An 18,733-nucleotide genomic window follows, 5' to 3' on the forward strand; every position below is an offset into this window, starting at 1 on the left:
TCAGTGCGAAACCGGGACTACGGAGCCTTCAGAGGATACCTGAAAGCGTGCCACGTTGGCTCGCTGGTAGGGGGTCAGATCGACGATAGCGCCGTTCTGCTGAACCTGGACCGCCGAGGCGTTGCCCAGGGTCACCCGGGTCACCTGGCCCGGCGTGAAGCTGCGGCTCTCGCCGGATTTGATCAGCGCCTTCTCGACGGTAGCGCCGTCCGGGCCGCCGATATCGACCCAGCTGTCGCCGCTGAACTGCATGTCCAGCGTGTTGGCGGCAGCCGCCGGTGCCGGGGCTGAACGTGGCACCGGGGCCAGCGAGGCCACGTACGGGGTGGCGGCCGGCTTGCTGGCCGGGGCGCTCGCCACTTCAGCCGGCGCCGAGGGCTCGACACCCGCAGCGGACGGGGTTACCGGCACGGCGGCCGGGATGGCGTCCAACGAGGCGGTATTCGGCGACGGGGTGGCACTGCCATCGAAATGGCCACGGGTGGCGAACCACACCGGCACCGCCAGCACCGCGGTGATGCCGACATACAGCACGCGACGGCCGAGATTCTCGGCAATGCGGCGCGCACGCGGGGTATGGGTATGGCTGACCAGGGTGGGCGGAACCACCGGGCCGACCTGGGCCTGCTCCAGCAGCTGGCTCACATCCACGTCCAGCAGGCGCGCGTAGCTGCGCAGCTGGCCGCGCACGAACACCGGCGCACCCAGCTTCTGCCATTGTTCCTCTTCCAGCGACTTGACCACCTGGACCGGCATGCGCAGGCGCGAGCCGACATCTTCGAGGGTCAGTCCGGCCGCCTCGCGGGCCTGGCGCAGGCGGCTGCCGCAGCCGGCCGCAGTCTCGAGAGCGCTCACAGTCTGGTCATCAATCACAATGCATCAACCCTGGAGTTAGGAGCCCGCTTCCTGCGGAAATTCCTGTCGAATGCGCTGAAGATAGCGGTCAGATGCCGCCCGATCTCCCAGCCGCGCTTCGATTTGAGACGCAAGTTGTAACACGGAACGCGTTGCGGGTGCAGCCGCAATCCTACGTTCGGCGAAGGCCCGGGCCTCCATGAAGCGGCCCTGGCGGAAGCTGAGCTGGGCCATCGCCTCCAGCGCGACCGGGTTTCCCGGCAGCGTTGCCAGCGCCGCACGCAGGTCGCGCTCGGCACGTTCGAACTGGCCGGCATCCAGCGCACAGCCCCCGGCATTGGCCTGGGACTCGGCCGGCGTGGCGTAGCCCGGCGCCTGCAGCGCACGATCGAACCAGACCAGCGACTCGGCCGGCCGGCCCTGCTGGCACAGCCACGCGCCGTAATTGTTGAGGATGTCCCCGCGCTGCGGCGCCTGCTCGGCAGCCCTGCGGAAGCTCTCGCCAGCCTGCTGGGTCCGGCCACGGCGCTCGTCGATGCCGGCCAGCAGCACCAGCGCATCGGGCGACTCGGGGGCCAGCTTCAGCGCCTCGCGCGCCTTGCGCTCGGCCGCATCGAGGTTGCCCACCTGCATGTCGCGGGCGGCCAGGGCCAGCAGGTCCTGCAGGCGCACCTGGCGCCGCACGCTGTCCGGATCACGGACCGAGTAGACCGGCGCCTCGCTGGGGCCCAGCTTGGCCTTGGGATGGGATTTGCAGCCGCCGACCGCAACGGCCAGCATGCCTGCGAACAGAACCAGCCAGAGGCGGTCAGGCCGCGGCATCGCTCCCCTTCCCCGCCTGCAGCGTCTTGTTGAACTCCGCCTGGCGGCGGGTGCGGTCCATCACCTGGCCCTTGAGCTGGCCACAGGCGGCGTCGATGTCGTCGCCACGGGTGCGGCGGACCATGGTCAGCACGTTGCTGTCGAGCAGGATCTTCTGGAAGGCACGGATGTGCGCTTCTTCCGAACGCTCGTAGCGGGTACCCGGGAACGGGTTGAACGGAATCAGGTTGACCTTGCCCGAATCCTTGGCCTGCACCGCGTTGTCGAACTGGCGCATCAGGCGGGCCAGCTCGCGGGCATGCTCGGGCTTGTCGTTGATGCCCTTCATCAGGGTGTATTCGAAGGTGACCGATTCGCGGCGCTTGTTGGCGCGCAGGTAGCGTGCGCACGAGGCCATCAGCTCGGCGATCGGATACTTCTTGTTGAGCGGCACCAGAGTCTCGCGCAGCGCGTCGTTCGGCGCATGCAGCGACACCGCCAGCGACACGTCGCTTTCGGCAGACAGGCGGTCGATCTGCGGCACCAAGCCGGAGGTCGACAGGGTCACGCGCTTGTTGGCCAGGCCGTAGCCCAGGTCGTCGCGCATCACGCTCATGGCGCGCACGACGTTGTCGAAATTCATCAGCGGCTCGCCCATGCCCATCATCACCACGTTGGTGAGGCGGCGCATCTGGTGCGGCACGTTGCCCAGGTGGCGTGCGGCAACCCACACCTGGCCGATGATCTCGGCGGTGGTCAGATTGCGGTTGAAGCCCTGGGTGGCGGTGGAGCAGAACGTGCAGTTCAGGCCGCAACCGACCTGCGAGGACACGCACAGCGTGCCGCGGGTCTTGTCCGGGATGTACACGGTCTCGATGGCGTTCTTGCCATCCACGCCCATCGCCAGCAGCCACTTGTGGGTGCCGTCGGCGGAGGGCTTGTCGAACACGATGTTCGGAACCAGCACCTCGGCATGGGCCTGCAGCTTGGCGCGCAGGACCTTGCCGAGGTCGGTCATTTCATCGAAGTCGGTGACGTAGCGATGGTGGATCCACTTCATCACCTGATGGGCACGGAACTTCTTCTCGCCGAGAACCTCGACGAAGAACTTCTCCAGGCCCGCGCGATCGAGGTCGAGCAGGTTCTGCTTGCCAGCCGTGGGTGCCGACTTCGGCAGCGGCTGGATGGCGGGGGACTGTACGACCTCGTTCACGGCATTACTCTCAGCGCGAAACGACTTCGGTGGCGGCGAAGAAGTAGGCGATTTCAATCGCGGCATTCTCGACCGAGTCCGAGCCGTGGGCGGCGTTGGCATCGATGGATTCGGCGAAGTCGGCGCGGATGGTGCCCGCAGCGGCTTCCTTCGGGTTGGTGGCGCCCAGCAGGTCGCGGTGGGCCAGGACGGCGTTCTCGCCTTCCAGGGCCTGGATCATCACCGGGCCGGAGATCATGAACTCGACCAGCGCGTTGAAGAACGGACGCTCGCGGTGCACGGCGTAGAAGCCTTCGGCTTCACGGCGCGACAGCTGCTTGTACTTGGCGGCCACGACCTTCAGGCCGGCCTTCTCGAAGCGGGCGTAGATTTCGCCGATGACGTTCTTGGCAACGGCGTCCGGCTTGATGATCGAAAGGGTGCGCTCCAGCGCCATGGGATGTCTCCAATGGAATCGGGCCGCTGATGGCCCGAAGGGTAACATGAAAAAAACCCGCGTCGGGACGCGGGCTTAGCCTGATAAACGTAGGCGAATTGTAAAAGATAAAGCGGCAGGGTGGTAGTGCCGGGGGCGGGCCGGCAGGGGGGCGCCCCCCGGGGGGGCGTGGGGTGGCCCCCCCGCGCCCGGGACTACCCTTTGCGCCCATTCACCCACCTGAGTGAAATCTGACCGGTCCGGGCATTTTTGCTGCACTGCAAAATGCCATACGCTACCGTCTGGTCCTAGTATCAAACAATCGTTTGATTAAGGTCCGCCCGCCGATGGCCAAACCCGCCCACTTCTCGACCAAGGACCGGATCCTCGGCGCGGCCGAGGAGCTGTTCGCACAGCACGGCTTCGCCGGCACTTCGCTGCGCCAGGTGACCAGCCAGGCCGACGTCAACATCGCCGCGGTCAACTACCACTTCGGCTCCAAGGAAAACCTGGTCAACGAGGTGTTCCGCCGCCGCATGGACGAGATGACCGGCGCGCGCCTGGCGCAGCTCGAGCGCGCCCGCAGCGAACACCCCGGGCAGCTGCGCCCGGTGCTGGCCGCCTTCGTCGAGCCGGCACTGGCGCTGGCCCAGGACCGCCAGAACGGCGGCGCCTTCGTGCGCGTGATCGCCCGCGCCTACGCCGAGAAGAACGACAACCTGCGCAAGTTCCTGTCCGACCACTACGGTCACGTGCTGCGTGCGTTCGGCAAGGCGATTGCCGAATGCGCACCCGACCTGAGCAAGGAAGAGCTGTACTGGCGCCTGGATTTCCTGGCCGGCTCGCTCACCTATGCCATGGCCGACTTCGGGCTGATCAAGCGTCCCGCCGGTGTCACCGAAGCGGCGCATCGTGCCCATGCCGCCCACGAACTGATCCATTTCGCCGAAGCCGGGTTCCGCGCCGCCGCACGCGCCAGCGCCCTGCCCGCTTCCCCTTGATTCCACCCAGTAACTGCTGACCAACAAAGGCCCTACACCATGTCCAATTCCCTGCTAGTCCGCCGCGCCGCCGTGCTGGGTGCCGGCGTCATGGGTGCCCAGATCGCTGCCCACCTCACCAACGCTGGCGTCGACACCGTGCTGTTCGACCTGCCCGCCAAGGAAGGCCCGGCCGACGGCATCGTGCTGAAGGCGATCGCCAACCTGGGCAAGCTGAGCCCGGCACCGCTGGCCAGCAAGTCGCTGGCCGAAGCCATCACCCCGGCCAACTACGAGTCCGGCCTGGAGCAGCTGAAGGACTGCGACCTGATCATCGAGGCCATCGCCGAGCGCATGGACTGGAAGCAGGACCTGTACAAGAAGATCGCGCCGTTCGTGGCAGACCACGCGGTGCTGGCCTCCAACACCTCGGGCCTGGGCATCAACAAGCTGGCCGACGTGCTGCCCGAGCAGCTGCGCCACCGCTTCTGCGGCGTGCACTTCTTCAACCCGCCGCGCTACATGCACCTGGCCGAGCTGATCCCGGCCACCACCACCGACGCCGCCGTGCTGGAAGGCCTGGAAGCATTCCTGGTCACCACCCTGGGCAAGGGCGTGGTGTATGCCAAGGACACCCCGAACTTCATCGGCAACCGCATCGGCGTGTTCTCGATCCTGTCCACCATCCACCACACCCAGCAGTTCGGTCTGGGCTTCGATGAAGTGGACGGCCTGACCGGCCCGCTGGTCGGCCGCCCGAAGTCGGCCACCTACCGCACCTCCGACGTGGTCGGCCTGGACACCATGGCCCACGTCATCAAGACCATGGGCGATACCCTGCCCAACGACCCGTGGCATGAATTCTTCAAGTCGCCGAAGTGGCTGGACGCGCTGATCGCCAAGGGCGCGCTGGGCCAGAAGACCGGCGCCGGCATCTTCCGCAAGGTCGGCAAGGACATCGTCGTCCTCGACCTGGAAAAGCAGGACTACCGCGCTGCTGATCGCACCGCCGCACCGGAAGTGGTCGAGATCCTGAAGATCAAGAACCCGGCGGAGAAGTTCGCCAAGCTGCGCGAGAGCCAGCACCCGCAGGCGCAGTTCCTGTGGGCGACCTTCCGCGACCTGTTCCACTACAGCGCCTACCACCTGGCCGACATCGCCGAGACCGCGCGCGACGTCGACCTCGCCATCCGCTGGGGCTACGGCTGGTCGCTGGGCCCGTTCGAAACCTGGCAGGCCGCCGGCTGGAAGCAGGTGGCACAGTGGATTGCCGATGACATCGTCGCCGGCAAGAGCATGAGCAACGCCCCGCTGCCGGACTGGGTGTTCGATGGCCGCGACGGCGTGCACGCCGCCGAGGGCAGCTACAGCCCGTCGCGCAACGCCAAGCTGCCGCGCTCGTCGCTGCCGGTGTATCAGCGCCAGCGCTTCCCCGATCCGCTGCTGGGCGAGAAGTTCGCGCCGGGCGAGACCGTGTTCGAGAACGACGGCCTGCGCATGTGGCACGACGGCGACGGCATCGCCGTGGTCAGCTTCAAGACCAAGATGAACACCGTGTCCGACCAGGTGCTCGACGGCCTGCAGGAATGTGTCAGCCGCGCCGAGAAGGACTTCCAGGGCCTGGTGATCTGGCAGCAGAAGGAACCCTTCTCCGCCGGTGCCGACCTGGCCGGTGCATTGGGCCTGCTGCAGGCCGGCAAGGTCGACCAGTTCGAAGAGATGGTCGCCAACTTCCAGCGCACCAGCCAGCGCATCAAGTACTCGCTGGTGCCGGTGGTGGCTGCCGTGCGTGGCCTGGCGCTGGGTGGTGGTTGCGAATTCCAGATGCACAGCGCCAAGACCGTGGCCTTCCTGGAAAGCTACATCGGCCTGGTCGAGGCCGGCGTCGGCCTGCTGCCGGCCGGTGGTGGCCTGAAGGAACTGGCCGTGCGCGCCTCGCAGGCCGCTGGCCCGGGCGGTGACGTGTTCGCCGAACTGAAGAAGACCTTCGAAACCGTGGCGATGGCCAAGGTGTCCAACTCGGCGGTCAACGCCAAGGAACTGGGCCTGCTGCGCAGCACCGACAAGGTGGTGTTCAACAGCTACGAGGCCCTGCATATCGCCAAGGCCGAAGCGCGCGCCCTGGCCGAAGCGGGCTACCGTCCGCCGCTGCCGGCACGCCGCATCCAGGTGGCCGGCGACGTGGGTATCGCCACCTTCAAGATGATGCTGGTCAACATGCTGGAAGGCCGTTTCATCAGCCCGTACGACTACGAGATCGCCGAGCGCATCGCCACCGTGCTGTGCGGTGGCAAGGTCGACCGCGGCACCCTGGTGGACGAAGAGTGGCTGCTGACCCTGGAGCGCAAGCACTTCGTCGAACTGGCCCAGCAGGAAAAGACCCAGGCCCGCATCGCGCACATGCTCAAGACCGGCAAGCCGCTGCGTAATTGATCGCCCCTCCCTGCTTTCGGTGGGTGCCGACCGTTGGTCGGCACTCCCTGATGTGGCAGTCGAGCATGGCTCGACTCTACAAAACCTATTCGAGAGATCACTGCAATGACCAAGCAAATCCAGGACGCCTACATCGTCGCCGCCACCCGTACCCCGGTTGGCAAGGCGCCCAAGGGCATGTTCCGCAACACCCGCCCCGACGACATGCTTGCGCACGTGCTGCGCAGCGTCGTCGCCCAGGCCCCGGGCGTGGACGTCAACCGCATCGATGACGCGATCATCGGCTGCGCGATGCCGGAAGCCGAGCAGGGCATGAACGTGGCGCGCATCGGCGTGCTGCTGGCCGGCCTGCCGAACACCATCGCCGCACAGACCGTGAACCGCTTCTGCTCGTCCGGCCTGCAGGCCGTGGCGCAGGCCGCCGACGCGATCCGCCTGGGCAACGCCGACCTGATGCTGGCCGGTGGCACCGAATCGATGTCGATGGTGCCGATGATGGGCAACAAGATCGCCATGGCGCCGAGCGTGTTCGACAACGACCACGTGGCCATCGCCTACGGCATGGGCATCACCGCCGAGAAGGTCGCCGAAGAGTGGAAGGTCTCGCGCGAAGACCAGGACGCCTTCGCCCTCGCCTCGCACCAGAAGGCGATGGCTGCGATCCAGAACGGCGAGTTCAAGGACGAGATCAGCCCGTACGAGATCGTCTCGCACCTGCCGGACCTGGCTGACGGCAAGCGCATCATCACCCGCAACAAGATCGCCGACACCGACGAAGGCCCGCGCCCGGATTCCTCGGCTGAAGGCCTGGCCAAGCTGCGCCCGGTGTTCCGCAACGGCCAGTTCGGCGGCACCGTCACTGCTGGCAACTCGTCGCAGATGAGCGACGGCGCCGGTGCCGTGCTGCTGGCCTCGGAACAGGCGATCAAGGACTACGGCCTGACCCCGCTGGCTCGTTTCGTCAGCTTCTCGGTCGCCGGCGTGCGTCCGGAAGTGATGGGCATCGGCCCGATCGCCGCGATCCCGAAGGCACTGAAGCAGGCCGGCCTGACCCAGGACCAGCTGGACTGGATTGAACTGAACGAAGCCTTCGCCGCGCAGTCGCTGGCGGTGATCCGCGATTGCGGCCTGGACCCGAGCAAGGTCAACCCGCTGGGTGGCGCGATTGCCCTGGGCCACCCGCTGGGTGCGACCGGCGCGATCCGTACCGCGACCCTGCTGCACGGCCTGCGTCGTCGCCAGCAGAAGTACGGCATGGTGACGATGTGCATCGGCACCGGCATGGGCGCAGCGGGTATTTTCGAGGCGCTGTAAGGTTCAAAGCGTTGCCGGCGGACGTTTCGGTTTGCTGTGGGGCCCCGGGTGAGTGAGACTGCCTGGGACACGCCGCAAGTACATCCCTGTAGGCTTGGCAGCGGCATCCATGCCGCTGACAGTCCCGGCCAGCCTCACCCGCCCGTGCCAGCCAACATTCCGCGCGGCGGAGGGATGAGCAAAGGCAGGGTCAAAGGCCGGGGTCAGAGCCCTTTGCTTCGCAAAGGGCTCTGACCCCAACCCACGAAAAAGGCAGCCATTGGCTGCCTTTTTCGTTTCTGTTTTTGCCTTTGATTCCGCCCTTCCCGTCCGCGCCCGCAGGAGACCTGACAGGTGGGATGGGTGGGCCTTTGCAGGACCGTTGGCGCCATGGATGGCGCCATCGAGCCCCCAAGGATGGGTTTACGGCGTGTCCTGCAAAGGCCCACCCGTCCCGCCCATCACGTATCAATCAAGGCGCAACACGGAGCGCTTGATAAACCTTATTCCGCCAACATCGCCGTCAGTTTCTCCCGCGCCGGGCCAGCCAGCTTCGGGTTGTCCAGCGCGAAACGGATCGTCGCCTCCACCAGCCCCAGGTGCGTGCCGCAGTCGAAGCGGGTGCCCTCGAAGCGGTAGGCATCGACCTCTTCGGTCTTCAGCAGCTGCGCGATCGCATCGGTCAGCTGGATCTCGCCACCGGCACCACTGCCGGTCTGTTCCAGCAACTCGAAAATCTTCGGGCTCAGCACATAACGGCCAACCACCGCCAGATCGCTCGGGGCGTCCTCCGGCTTCGGCTTCTCCACGATCTGCGAAATGCGACCCTTGCGGCCGTCGAACGCATCAGTGGCAACGATGCCGTAGCTGGCAGTCTTGTCGTGCGGCACGTCTTCAACGGCGATCACGCTGGCACCACTGGCCTCGTTGAGGTCTGCCATCTGCTTCAGTGCGCCGTCGCCGCGGTTCCAGATCAGGTCGTCCGGCAGCAGCACCGCGAACGGCTCGTCACCGATCACGGCCTTGGCGCACAGCACCGCATGGCCCAGGCCCAGTGCTTCGGCCTGGGTCACGAAGATCGCGCGCACGCCATTGGGCAGCACATGGCGGATCATCTCCAGCTGCTCCTGCTTGCCGGCGCGCTCGAGCTTCTGCTCCAGTTCGTAGGCCTTGTCGAAGTAGTCGGCCACGGCATGCTTGTAGCGGTTGGTGATGAACACCAGCGTGTCGCAACCGGCTTCAATCGCTTCATCGACCGCGTACTGGATCAGCGGACGATCAATGATCGGCAACATTTCCTTCGGAACCGTCTTGGTTGCCGGCAAAAAGCGCGTCCCGAGCCCTGCCACTGGAAAAACTGCCTTGCGAATTCGCTTGCTCATTGGTGCCTGTTGGCCTCACGTGCTGGAAAGGGCACGACTTTAGCGGATGAAATGTAAGCATCCTGTTCGATGGGAGAGAACTCCGGCATCGTCGCGAACAGGATCTCCTGGATGCTGGTCGTGTCATAACCAGCCACGGCATCGCGCAGGCGCGGGACATTGCCCAGCACCAGGTCGCGCGAGAACGTACGTACACCGGCCTCGAGAATCTTCGGGTGCGCGGTGGAACGGTAGTCCTCGTCCGAATAGAACAGCGTCTCGTGCAGCTTCTCGCCCGGACGCAGCCCGGTGTAGATGATCGGAATGTCCTTGTACGGCTGCTTGCCGGCCAGGCGGATCATCTGCTCGGCCAGCACGCGGATCGGCACCGGCTCGCCCATGTCGAGCGTATAGATCGCACCATGCGATGCCGAAGCGGCCGCCTGCAGGATCAGCTGGCAGGCCTCCGGGATGGTCATGAAGTAGCGACTGACTTCCGGGTCGGTGACGGTCACCGGACCGCCACGCAGGATCTGTTCGCGGAACAGCGGCACCACGCTGCCGGCCGAGGCCAGCACGTTGCCGAAGCGCACCGTAACGAAACGGGTATGCGTGGACTTCTGGTCCAGGCTCTGGCAGATCATCTCCGCATAGCGCTTGCTGGCGCCCAGTGCATTGACCGGGTCGACCGCCTTGTCGGTGGAGATGAACACGAAATGCTCAACGCGCGCTTCCAGACAGGCGCGGGCCACGTTCTCGGTGGCCAGGATGTTGTTGCGCACCGCTTCGCGCAGCTGCCGCTCCAGCACCGGCACGTGCTTGTAGGCAGCGGCGTGGAAGGCGGTGTCGACCGGATACAGCGACAGGGCGTGGCGGATCACCGCCGGGTCACCGCAGTCGCCCAGCACCGCTTCGATCTCGACATCGGGGAAGCTGCGCCGCAGCTCGCCTTCGATGGTCAGCAGCAGCAGTTCGCTGATCTCGAGCAGGATGATGCGGCCGGCACCATGCCGTGCGCACTGGCGGCAAAGCTCGGAGCCGATCGAACCGCCGGCACCGGTGACCATCACCGTACGCCCGCCCAGCCAGCCACGGATCAGGTTCCAGTCCGGCATGATCGGCTTGCGACCCAGCAGGTCCTCGATCGCCACTTCCTTCAGCTGCCCCGGCAGCGACTGGCCCTGCAGGATGTCGCTGAGCTTGGGCACGGTACGGAACGGCACACCAGTGCTTTCACAGATGGCGACGATCCGCTGCATGCCCGCCGCGTCCAGCGACGGAATGGCGATCACCAGCAGCTTGGCCGCCGTCTCCCGCACCACTGTCGGCGCATCGTCCAGGGTGCCGAGGATCGGCAGGCCCTGCAGCTTGGCGCCGCGCAGGTGTGGCGCATCGTCCAGCAGGCCGACCGGCTCGAAATTACCGGAACGGCGCAGGTCACGGACCAGGGTCTCGGCGGCCTGGCCGGCACCCAGGATCAGCACGCGGCGCGCGGACGAGTCCGACTGCAGTGCCTGATAGTCCTTCCAGGCCCGGTACAGCAGGCGCGGCGCGCCCAGCAGCGCCGACAGCGCGAACGGATAGATCACCAGCACCGACATCGGCACGCCGTCGAAGCGCTTCCACATCAGCACCAGCACGATGGCGACCATGCCGATGAAACTGGCCTTGAAGATGTTCAGCAGGTCGCTGACGCTGGCGAACCGCCACAGGCCCCGATAGAGGCCCACGCGCCAGAACACCATGCCCTGCAGCAGCAGCACCAGCGTGGTGTCGACGTTCCAGAGAGGGAGCTCGGGGGCGTTGGCCAGGATCGAATACCGCCCCGCGTGGAGCAGCTGCCAGCATGCCCAGACCATGAACAGGTCGTGGCAGACGATGGCCGAACGCGGCATCAGGCCGAGGATTCTGTCCCGCCAGGGTGAAGCCATAAGTCAGGTATTTCCTTTTGGGTGGCGCAATCCATTGCGCAGGAGGAGCCAGAGGACGCTCAGCGCAATGAACCACGCGATCGCCACGGCAGCCTCCCACCTCGGCTGCAAATTGGAGCAGACATTAAGCACTGTAATACTGAACAGGCCCAAAGCAAAGTACATCCCTGTTACCTGGGCGTGACTGGCTCCTGCCTGCACCGCGCGCTGGTAGACATGCTGGGTATGGGGTTCCATCCAGCGTTGTCCGGAAATGATGCGCGCCAGCAGTGTGAAGCCCGCGTCCACAAGGAACGGCGATGCCGACACCAGCAGCAGGATCCAGTGGATGTCGGTCTTGACGCTGGCCAGTGCCAGCACTGCCGCCACCGCGTAGCCCAGCGCGCCACTTCCGACATCGCCCATGAAGATCCGGGCCCGCGGGAAGTTGAACGGCAGGAAGCCCAGGCAGGCCAGGCCCAACGCGACCGCCGCCAGCGAGTACGGCCAGGGCAGCAGCGGCGCCAGCCCCAGCGCGACCACGATGGCCTGGCTGGCCGCGATGCCGTTGATCCCATCCATGAAATTCCAGATGTTGATCAGCGAGGCGGTGAACAGCAGGACCAGCACGGCCAGCAGCCAGCTGCCACCGTGGACCTTGACCAGCGCGGCCAGCAGCGCGGCGGCGATGAAGTGCACCATCAGGCGGCGCATGGCCGGCAGCGGCCGGTGGTCGTCCCACCAGCCGATACCCGCCACCAGCGCCAGGCCAAGGCTGGCGACCAGCAGGCTCGGACGCGCTTCGGGCCAGGCCCACATGGCAACACCGGCGGTCACCAGCAGGCTGATGACAATGGCGATGCCGCCGCCGCGGGGGGTCGCCACGCTATGGCTGCGGCGCTCGCCCGGCTGGTCAAACAGTTGCCGGCGCAGCGCATAGCCCCGCGCCGCCCAGGTCAGTGCCGCACTCAGCAGGGCCAGGCCCAGCAGCGCGCCCATCACGAGCCACGGCATGGATCAGAGCACCGCGTAGTTCAGCAGCGGCTTGACCGTACCCCACTCCTTGCAGCTCGGGCACTGCCAGTGGTGGGTGCGCGCACCGAAACCACAACGGGTGCATCGATAGGCCGGATTGCGCACCAGCAACTGGTCGGTGATGTGCTTGAGGTCGTGCAGGGTCGCCGTGGAATCGGCGCCTTCAGCCAGGGTCAGGTCGATCAGCGCGGACTCGCCACGCACCGACGGGCGATCCTTGAGCTGGCGGCCCAGGTAGGCACGGGCTGGCGCCACGCCCTCCTGCTCTTCCATCAGGCGGGTCAGCGCCAGCACCGGGGCGATGCCGCGGTAGTGCTCGGTCATCTCCGACAGGAAGGCGCGCGCGCCCGCCAGATCGCCCACCTTGCGGTAGTTCTGCATCAGCGCCGTCAGCAGCTCCGGCAGGTACTCCGGATCATTGCGCGCAGCGCGCTCGAAGGCGCGCACGGCCGCTTCCGGATTGCCGGCATCGGTTTCCAGGCGGCCTTCAATGATGCCGGCACGCACCGACATCGCATCGGCCTGGTAGGCCCGGGCAATCGCTGCCCTCGCCTCTTCCAGCTTGCCAGCACCGCGGAAGCGTTCGGCCAGTTCGCACTCGAACTGCCCGATCAGCTTGCCCATCGGCTCGCCGGTGACGTCCTCGAAACGGGTCGCGTTGTCGATCGCCTTTTCCCAATCGCGCTCGGCCTGGTAGATACCGATCAGGTGCTTGAGTGCCTGCGGAGCACGCTGATCCAGCTGGGCCAGTTCGGTGAACACGGTCTCGGCGCGGTCCAGCAGGCCGGACTTCATGTAGTCCTCGCCCAGTGCCAGCAGCGCCTGCACGCGTTGCGCATCGCTGAGGTCGTGGCGGTTGACCAGGCCCTGGTGCAGGCGGATGGCGCGGTCGACTTCGCCGCGGCGGCGGAACAGGTGGCCCAGCGCGACCTGGGTCTCGAAGGTTTCCTTGTCCAGCTCGGCGATGTGCAGGAACAGCTCGATGGCCTTGTCCGGCTGCTCGTTGAGCAGGTAGTTCAGGCCGCGGAAGTAGGTGCTGGACAGGCGGCTGACCTGGCTGTCACCGTGGCGTTGACCACCACGCCGTCCGATCACCCACCCGGCCAGTGCGGCCAGCGGAACGAACAGGAAGAACCAGAACCACTCGGTGACGAAATCCATCTTCGATCAGCGTCCATCAAAAGATTGGGGGGAAGCAACCGGTGCCGGCGTGGCGACAGCGGACTTGTTGGCGCGGCGCAACTGGCTGTAGAGCGGAATGACCACGCTCACCAGCACCAGGCCAGCGCCGACGATGACACCGATCAGCAATGCGGCAATGATTGCCACGCCGACCGAGGTCTTCAGTTGGGTGAAAACAAGGTTGATGGTCATCTCGTCCATGTTCATGGCACCGATGATCAACCCAAGAATGAGTACCGCCAGCAGGACCAGCAGACGAAAAACCTTCATGCGACAGCTCCAGTGGCAGGAGTCCGTAGCTTATCCGACTCGCGGCTGGATTCGCACGCGGTGGCGCGACGGGAGGCTCAGGCCGGATCGGCGTCCAGCGGCAGCACGCTGCTGACCCGCTCACGCAGTTCCTTGCCCGGCTTGAAATGAGGGACGTGCTTGCCCGGCAGGGCAACCGATTCGCCGGTCTTCGGGTTGCGACCCAGGCGCGGCGGACGATAGTGCAGCGAGAAGCTGCCAAAACCACGGATTTCGATGCGATCCCCGGCGGACAGCGATCCGCCCATCATTTCCAGCAACGACTTCACCGCCAGATCGACATCATCGGCCTTCAGGTGCGCCTGGCGGCGCGCAAGGATTTCGATCAGTTCGGATTTGGTCATTACCGGCTCACATCAGGGGTATCTCAGCCTGAAACGGCCCGGGCAATGCCCGGGCCGTCCAGGAAACAACGAACAGCGTAAGGCCGATTACTCGGACTTGTTGCCGTTCAGCTGTGCACGCAGCAGCGCGCCCAGCTGGGTGGTGCCGCTGGAAGCCGAAGAGGACTGGTATTCCTCCAGCACTTCGCGCATTTCAGCGTCGTCCTTGGCCTTGATCGACAGCTGCAGGGTACGGCCCTTGCGGTCCATGCCCACGAACTTGGCTTCGACCTTGTCGCCGACCTTCAGGTGCTGGGTGGCGTCGTCAACGCGCTCGTTGGCGATGTCGCGTGCCGAGACGTAACCTTCGATGCCGTCAGCCAGCTCGATGATCGCGCCCTTGGCGTCGACTTCCTTCACCACGCCTTCGACCTTGGAGCCCTTCGGATTGGCAGCCATGTACTGGCCGAACGGATCCTGCTCCAGCTGCTTCACGCCCAGGGAGATGCGCTCGCGCTCCGGATCGACAGCCAGGACGACGGCGTCCAGGGTATCGCCCTTCTTGAAGTTGCGAACGACGTCTTCGCCGGTGGTGTTCCAGCTGATGTCGGACAGGTGGACCAGGCCGTCGATGCCGCCGTCCAGGCCGATGAAGATGCCGAAGTCGGTGATCGACTTGATCTGGCCCGACACCTTGTCACCCTTCTTGTGGGTGGCAGCGAAGGTTTCCCACGGATTGGCGGCAACCTGCTTCATGCCCAGCGAGATACGGCGACGCTCTTCATCGACGTCCAGCACCATCACTTCGACTTCATCACCAACCTGGACAACCTTGGACGGGTTGACGTTCTTGTTGGTCCAATCCATCTCGGAGACGTGCACCAGGCCTTCGACGCCCGGCTCGATCTCAACGAACGCACCGTAATCGGTGACGTTGGAGACCTTGCCGAAGACGCGGCTGTTGGCCGGGTAACGACGGCCGATGTTGTCCCACGGATCCTCGCCCAGCTGCTTCAGGCCCAGCGAAACGCGGTTGCGCTCGCGGTCGAACTTCAGCACGCGGACGTCCAGCTCGTCGCCGACGTTCACGACTTCCGACGGGTGACGCACGCGCTTCCACGCCATGTCGGTGATGTGCAGCAGGCCGTCGATACCGCCCAGGTCCACGAACGCGCCGTAATCGGTCAGGTTCTTGACGACACCCTTCAGGATCGCGCCTTCCTGCAGCTTGTCCATCAGCTGCTCGCGCTCTTCCGAGTGCTCGCTTTCGACGACAGCGCGGCGCGAGACCACGACGTTGTTACGCTTGCGGTCCAGCTTGATGAGCTTGAACTCGAGTTCCTTGCCTTCCAGGTAGGCCGGATCGCGCACCGGGCGCACATCGACCAGGGAACCCGGCAGGAAGGCGCGGACATCCTTGATGTCCACGGTGAAACCACCCTTGACCTTGCCGCTGATGCGGCCGGTGATGGTTTCGTTCTTTTCCAACGCTTCTTCCAGCTCGTCCCACACCATCGCGCGCTTGGCCTTCTCGCGCGACAGGACGGTTTCGCCGAAGCCGTTCTCGATCGAGTCGAGGGCGACCTTGACGATGTCGCCTTCGGCGACGTCGATTTCGCCAGCGTCGTTACGGAACTGTTCGATCGGCACGATGCCTTCGGACTTCAGGCCAGCGTTGATCACCACGACGTCGCCGCGGACTTCAACAACGGTACCGCTGACGATGGCGCCCGGCTTCAGCTTGGCCAGATTGGCCTGGCTGGCTTCAAACAGTTCGGCAAATGATTCGGTCATTAGATTTACTCTGTTGGACACATGGGTCGGTGGCGTCCCCTTCAGGGGAATGGCGACCGCCCGCCTGTTGGTCGACCCCGGAAACGCAGGTCGTGTGTAGTAGGAAAACCGCCACGCATCATTGCGCGACGGAGCTGGTACAGCACTGCTATGCGCGACCACCACCGATGCTGCTGGCAGTGCTCCCGCGCGAACGGATCAGGCAGCCGGAACCGGAAGCAGATCCATCACTCTGGCAACGACATCTGCGATGCCGATGCCTGTGGTGTCGATGAGGACAGCATCGTCTGCCGGCTTCAGGGGCGCCACGGTACGCTGAGCATCACGGGCGTCGCGGGCCATGATCTCGCGCAGGAGGTCATCAAAGTTAACAGAAACCCCCTTGTCTTTCAACTGCTTATGCCGGCGCTCGGCGCGCTCCTCGGCACTGGCGGTCAGGAAGACCTTGTAGGAGGCGTCCGGGAAGATCACCGTGCCCATGTCGCGGCCATCGGCGACCAGGCCGGGCAGCTCCCTGAATGCGCGCTGGCGCTCCTTCAGGGCAGCCCGGACCTCGGGAATGGCGGCGATGGCCGAGGCCAGCGCGCCGGTGGTCTCCAGGCGCAGCTCGTCGGTGGCATCGGTCCCGTTCACCATGACCCGCATGGCTTCACCCTGCTCGACAAACTGAACGTGGGTATCAAAGGTGCAGCGGACCAGCGCCGAGGCATCGGAGGTATCGATGTCGGCCCAGCTCGCGGCCACGCCCACCGCCCGGTACAGCGCGCCCGAATCCAGGTAATGCCAGCCCATCCGGCGCGCGATGATGCGGCTGATGGTACCCTTGCCAGCCCCTGAAGGGCCGTCGATGGTCAGGACGGGAGCGAGTGGATTCATGGGGTTCCCAGAGCGTGTGAAGGGGTCATTCTAGCCCCTGTCAGACGCCCCCAATGGGATCTTTTGTGCAACCACTTGAAACCACGAGGAAAAGCCCGGTAGAATGGCGGGCTTGAACGAGCGTCAACTGCCGATTGTCTTTCGCATATCGCGGCCACGCTCCACCCGAACAACTACTGTTTACGCCGAGGTATGCCATGAAAGTCCTGTCCTCCCTGAAGTCGGCGAAGGCCCGTCACCGTGACTGCAAGGTCGTGCGTCGTCGTGGCAAGATCTTCGTCATCTGCAAGTCGAACCCGCGTTTCAAGGCGCGTCAGCGCTAAGCCCAACAGCCTTCGCGGCTGCGGCTGGCCCTACGCGGGGCCGACCCGATGCAAAAAGCCGCCTTCGGGCGGTTTTTTGTTTATGCGGCTTTTTCCTGCCGTTTTTGCTGTAATCGCCTTTCTTGACCACTGGGGAGTAGATCGAGATGAAGCGTTACCTGTCCGCCCTGGCCGTGATGGCTACCCTGGCCGCCGCCACGCCGGCGCTGGCCGATACCCTGCTTGTCGACCGTGCCCGCGAGAAGCCGGCCGGTGCCCTGCCCGTGCGCGGCCAGAGCATGCAGCAGGTACAGGCGCAGTTCGGCGCGCCGAGCGAGCAGCTGCAGCCGCGTGGCGGGCAGAAGCGGCAATGGCCGACCATCAACCGCTGGGTGTACCCGCAGTTCACCGTCTACTTCGAGAAGCAGAAGGTGATCGACGTGGTGGCCAACCAGGCGGACCCGAACGAAATCGGCCCGAAACCGCCGATCCGTTGATCCCTTTACCCGCCCTGGGCGGGCCTGTGTAGCGAGACCATGAACCAGACCCTTCGTTTTCCTGCCGAGTGGGAAGCCCAGAGCGGCGTCCTGATTGCCTGGCCCACCGCCGACACCGACTGGGCCGACCGCCTGGGCCAGGTGGAAGAGACCTACATCGCCCTGGTCGCGGCCATCACCCGCTTCCAGCCGGTGCTGATCTGCGTGGCCGACGACGATGTGGAGACCTATGCCGAGATGCGGCTGCGCTCCAACCGCATCGACATGGACAAGGTCCACTTCACCACGGCGGCCTACGACGATACCTGGCTGCGCGACTCCGGCCCGATCACCCTGCGACGTGCCAACGGCGGCTTCCAGCTGCTGGATTTCCGCTTCACCGGCTGGGGCGGCAAGTTCGACGCCACCCTGGATGACCAGCTGGTGGGCGTGCTCGACCAGGCCGGCGTGTTCAACGACGCACCGGTGCGCAGCATTCCGTTCGCGCTGGAAGGTGGCGGCATCGAAACCGATGGCGAAGGCACCCTGCTGACCACCTGGAAGTGCCTGCATGAGCGCCACCCGGACCGCGACCGCGCCAGCCTGAGCGCCGACCTGGCCGACTGGCTGCAGCAGGACCGCGTGCTGTGGCTGGACCACGGCTACCTGGAAGGCGACGACACCGACGCGCACATCGATACCCTCGCCCGCTTCGCCTCGGCTGACAGCATCGTCTACCAGGCCTGCGACGACGAGAGCGACTCGCACTACGCCGAACTGCAGGCGATGGGCAATGAGCTGGCCGCGCTGCGCACCAAGGACGGCCAGCCGTATCGCCTGTTCCCGCTGCCGTGGGCACAGCCGGTGATCGACGAAGGCCGTCGCCTGGCTGCCTCGTACGCCAACTACCTGATCGTCAACGGCGCGGTGCTGATGCCGGCCTATGGCGATCCGGCCGATGACCTGGCCCGCGACGTGCTGGCACAGGCACACCCGGGTCGCGAGATCGTGCAGGTGCCGTGCCGCTCGCTGATCTGGCAGAACGGCAGCCTGCACTGCATCACCATGCAGCTGCCGGAAGGGTTGTTGAAGGCCTGAGGATGGGTAGTGGCGGGGGGGGGGGGGGGGGGGCCCCGCGGCGCGCCGGTGTGTGTGTGGGTGGGGGGGGGGGCCGG

The 18,733-nt window shown here is 65.6% G+C and carries 18 protein-coding genes; 6 read left to right on the forward strand and 12 right to left on the reverse strand.

Annotated elements, in window-relative coordinates:
* Genes V3B25_RS08625 through ndk form a run of 4 tightly spaced genes read right to left on the reverse strand, consistent with a single transcriptional unit; the run spans position 1 to position 3,305 of the window.
* On the reverse strand, positions 1-873 hold the full coding sequence (locus V3B25_RS08625; protein WP_049421276.1) for a RodZ domain-containing protein: 873 nt from the start codon (positions 871-873) through the stop codon (positions 1-3).
* A gap of 18 nt (positions 874-891) precedes the next feature.
* Positions 892-1,677, reverse strand: a complete 786-nt coding sequence (gene pilW / locus V3B25_RS08630; protein ID WP_032130491.1) for a type IV pilus biogenesis/stability protein PilW — start codon at positions 1,675-1,677, stop codon at positions 892-894.
* The gene (rlmN, locus tag V3B25_RS08635; protein WP_005409296.1) at positions 1,664-2,869 is read right to left on the reverse strand and encodes a 23S rRNA (adenine(2503)-C(2))-methyltransferase RlmN; all 1,206 of its coding nucleotides are present in this window, start codon (positions 2,867-2,869) and stop codon (positions 1,664-1,666) included. The genes pilW and rlmN overlap by 14 nt, the downstream gene beginning before the upstream one ends.
* A gap of 10 nt (positions 2,870-2,879) precedes the next feature.
* Positions 2,880-3,305 carry a nucleoside-diphosphate kinase gene (gene ndk, locus V3B25_RS08640; protein WP_008265389.1) on the reverse strand — a complete coding sequence of 142 codons (426 nt, stop codon included), beginning with the start codon at positions 3,303-3,305 and terminating at the stop codon, positions 2,880-2,882.
* Between the two features lie 326 nt (positions 3,306-3,631).
* On the opposite strand from ndk, the gene V3B25_RS08645 reads away from it, so the two are divergent.
* From V3B25_RS08645 to V3B25_RS08655, 3 genes are all read left to right on the forward strand, one after another.
* Positions 3,632-4,285 carry a TetR family transcriptional regulator gene (locus V3B25_RS08645; protein ID WP_006431024.1) on the forward strand — a complete coding sequence of 218 codons (654 nt, stop codon included), beginning with the start codon at positions 3,632-3,634 and terminating at the stop codon, positions 4,283-4,285.
* Between the two features lie 39 nt (positions 4,286-4,324).
* A complete protein-coding gene (locus V3B25_RS08650) occupies positions 4,325-6,697 on the forward strand; it encodes a 3-hydroxyacyl-CoA dehydrogenase/enoyl-CoA hydratase family protein (RefSeq protein ID WP_049421273.1) in 2,373 nt (790 codons plus the stop codon).
* A gap of 105 nt (positions 6,698-6,802) precedes the next feature.
* Positions 6,803-8,011, forward strand: a complete 1,209-nt coding sequence (locus V3B25_RS08655; protein WP_201118820.1) for an acetyl-CoA C-acyltransferase — start codon at positions 6,803-6,805, stop codon at positions 8,009-8,011.
* A 482-nt stretch (positions 8,012-8,493) separates the two neighbouring features.
* Here the strand turns inward: V3B25_RS08655 and galU are convergent, their stop codons facing one another.
* The 8 genes from galU to cmk all read right to left on the reverse strand — a co-directional run bounded on the left by galU (position 8,494) and on the right by cmk (position 16,780).
* Positions 8,494-9,372, reverse strand: a complete 879-nt coding sequence (gene galU, locus V3B25_RS08660; protein ID WP_019336276.1) for a UTP--glucose-1-phosphate uridylyltransferase GalU — start codon at positions 9,370-9,372, stop codon at positions 8,494-8,496.
* Positions 9,369-11,282: a nucleoside-diphosphate sugar epimerase/dehydratase gene (locus tag V3B25_RS08665; protein WP_329810505.1), complete on the reverse strand. Its 1,914-nt coding sequence runs from the start codon at positions 11,280-11,282 to the stop codon at positions 9,369-9,371. The genes galU and V3B25_RS08665 overlap by 4 nt, the downstream gene beginning before the upstream one ends.
* A gap of 3 nt (positions 11,283-11,285) precedes the next feature.
* A complete protein-coding gene (locus V3B25_RS08670) occupies positions 11,286-12,275 on the reverse strand; it encodes a glycosyltransferase family 4 protein (protein ID WP_049399455.1) in 990 nt (329 codons plus the stop codon).
* Between the two features lie 3 nt (positions 12,276-12,278).
* Positions 12,279-13,457 (reverse strand): lipopolysaccharide assembly protein LapB, encoded by a 1,179-nt coding sequence (gene lapB / locus V3B25_RS08675; protein WP_049423673.1) that lies wholly within the window; start codon positions 13,455-13,457, stop codon positions 12,279-12,281.
* A 6-nt stretch (positions 13,458-13,463) separates the two neighbouring features.
* Positions 13,464-13,748, reverse strand: coding sequence for a LapA family protein (locus V3B25_RS08680; RefSeq protein ID WP_049423675.1), 285 nt, complete (start codon positions 13,746-13,748; stop codon positions 13,464-13,466).
* Between the two features lie 77 nt (positions 13,749-13,825).
* Positions 13,826-14,131, reverse strand: coding sequence for an integration host factor subunit beta (locus V3B25_RS08685; RefSeq protein WP_005409286.1), 306 nt, complete (start codon positions 14,129-14,131; stop codon positions 13,826-13,828).
* A gap of 87 nt (positions 14,132-14,218) precedes the next feature.
* Positions 14,219-15,904, reverse strand: a complete 1,686-nt coding sequence (gene rpsA, locus V3B25_RS08690; RefSeq protein WP_005416230.1) for a 30S ribosomal protein S1 — start codon at positions 15,902-15,904, stop codon at positions 14,219-14,221.
* Between the two features lie 198 nt (positions 15,905-16,102).
* Positions 16,103-16,780, reverse strand: coding sequence for a (d)CMP kinase (gene cmk / locus V3B25_RS08695; protein WP_032130077.1), 678 nt, complete (start codon positions 16,778-16,780; stop codon positions 16,103-16,105).
* Positions 16,781-16,977: 197 nt separating this feature from the next.
* On the opposite strand from cmk, the gene ykgO reads away from it, so the two are divergent.
* From ykgO to V3B25_RS08710, 3 genes are all read left to right on the forward strand, one after another.
* Positions 16,978-17,103, forward strand: a complete 126-nt coding sequence (ykgO, locus tag V3B25_RS08700; protein ID WP_005409283.1) for a type B 50S ribosomal protein L36 — start codon at positions 16,978-16,980, stop codon at positions 17,101-17,103.
* Between the two features lie 146 nt (positions 17,104-17,249).
* Positions 17,250-17,579: a hypothetical protein gene (locus V3B25_RS08705; RefSeq protein ID WP_005416228.1), complete on the forward strand. Its 330-nt coding sequence runs from the start codon at positions 17,250-17,252 to the stop codon at positions 17,577-17,579.
* A gap of 39 nt (positions 17,580-17,618) precedes the next feature.
* The gene (locus V3B25_RS08710; protein ID WP_329810506.1) at positions 17,619-18,656 is read left to right on the forward strand and encodes an agmatine deiminase family protein; all 1,038 of its coding nucleotides are present in this window, start codon (positions 17,619-17,621) and stop codon (positions 18,654-18,656) included.
* The last annotated feature ends 77 nt before the right edge of the window (positions 18,657-18,733 follow it).

The sequence above is a fragment of the Stenotrophomonas sp. SMYL8 genome (genome assembly GCF_036320065.1).
Taxonomy (GTDB): Bacteria; Pseudomonadota; Gammaproteobacteria; order Xanthomonadales; family Xanthomonadaceae; genus Stenotrophomonas; species Stenotrophomonas maltophilia_A.

Coding starts and splice junctions, on each gene's coding strand:
- pilW (WP_032130491.1), bottom strand. CDS start 1,677: ATGCCGCGGCCTGACCGCCTCTGGCTGGTTCTGTTCGCAGGCATGCTG.
- V3B25_RS08655 (WP_201118820.1), top strand. CDS start 6,803: ATGACCAAGCAAATCCAGGACGCCTACATCGTCGCCGCCACCCGTACC.
- lapB (WP_049423673.1), bottom strand. CDS start 13,457: ATGGATTTCGTCACCGAGTGGTTCTGGTTCTTCCTGTTCGTTCCGCTG.
- ndk (WP_008265389.1), bottom strand. CDS start 3,305: ATGGCGCTGGAGCGCACCCTTTCGATCATCAAGCCGGACGCCGTTGCC.
- rpsA (WP_005416230.1), bottom strand. CDS start 15,904: ATGACCGAATCATTTGCCGAACTGTTTGAAGCCAGCCAGGCCAATCTG.
- V3B25_RS08680 (WP_049423675.1), bottom strand. CDS start 13,748: ATGAAGGTTTTTCGTCTGCTGGTCCTGCTGGCGGTACTCATTCTTGGG.
- V3B25_RS08650 (WP_049421273.1), top strand. CDS start 4,325: ATGTCCAATTCCCTGCTAGTCCGCCGCGCCGCCGTGCTGGGTGCCGGC.
- V3B25_RS08670 (WP_049399455.1), bottom strand. CDS start 12,275: ATGCCGTGGCTCGTGATGGGCGCGCTGCTGGGCCTGGCCCTGCTGAGT.
- V3B25_RS08645 (WP_006431024.1), top strand. CDS start 3,632: ATGGCCAAACCCGCCCACTTCTCGACCAAGGACCGGATCCTCGGCGCG.
- V3B25_RS08665 (WP_329810505.1), bottom strand. CDS start 11,282: ATGGCTTCACCCTGGCGGGACAGAATCCTCGGCCTGATGCCGCGTTCG.
- V3B25_RS08710 (WP_329810506.1), top strand. CDS start 17,619: ATGAACCAGACCCTTCGTTTTCCTGCCGAGTGGGAAGCCCAGAGCGGC.
- V3B25_RS08685 (WP_005409286.1), bottom strand. CDS start 14,131: ATGACCAAATCCGAACTGATCGAAATCCTTGCGCGCCGCCAGGCGCAC.
- V3B25_RS08705 (WP_005416228.1), top strand. CDS start 17,250: ATGAAGCGTTACCTGTCCGCCCTGGCCGTGATGGCTACCCTGGCCGCC.
- ykgO (WP_005409283.1), top strand. CDS start 16,978: ATGAAAGTCCTGTCCTCCCTGAAGTCGGCGAAGGCCCGTCACCGTGAC.
- galU (WP_019336276.1), bottom strand. CDS start 9,372: ATGAGCAAGCGAATTCGCAAGGCAGTTTTTCCAGTGGCAGGGCTCGGG.
- cmk (WP_032130077.1), bottom strand. CDS start 16,780: ATGAATCCACTCGCTCCCGTCCTGACCATCGACGGCCCTTCAGGGGCT.